This is a genomic window from Chlorobaculum thiosulfatiphilum (assembly GCF_006265165.1).
GTDB lineage: Bacteria > Bacteroidota > Chlorobiia > Chlorobiales > Chlorobiaceae > Chlorobaculum > Chlorobaculum thiosulfatiphilum.
In genome coordinates, this window is sequence record NZ_VDCH01000066.1 from 1 (window position 1) to 494 (window position 494).

Sequence of the window (494 nt, forward strand, 5' to 3'; positions counted from 1 at the left end):
AGCTTCAAGCGCTTTCTGGGACTGAAATCCAGCGACAAGGTTCCGGACAGCAAAACGATCTGGAAATTCCGGGAAACCCTTATTCAGGAAGAACTTATCGAGGTGTTGTTTTTCCGGTTCAATCAGGCGCTTGACGAGCACTGCATCTTTGCCAAAAACGGACAACTGGTCGATGCCACCATTGTCGAGGTGCCGCGCCAGCGCAACAGCCGCGAAGAAAACGCCCAGATCAAGGCGGGCCAGACGCCGGAAGCCTGGAAACAGAAGCCCAACAAGCTTCGTCAGAAAGATGTCGATGCCCGGTGGGTGAAGAAAAACAACACCAGCTTTTACGGCTACAAAAACCATGTCAAGGTCGATAAAGGCACCAAACTCATTGGCAGCTACATGGTGACGCCTGCCTGCGACCACGATTCCCAGGAGCTGGAAACGTTGATTGAAAAAGCAGATGCGGGCCAGCCGCTCTACGCGGACAGCGCCTATGTCGGTCAGGA

General features: G+C 53.6%; 1 protein-coding gene. It reads left to right on the forward strand.

Going from position 1 to position 494, the window contains the following annotated elements:
* On the forward strand, window positions 1-494 hold a 494-nt coding region (locus tag FGF66_RS12390), incomplete at both ends, for a transposase (RefSeq protein ID WP_139457956.1).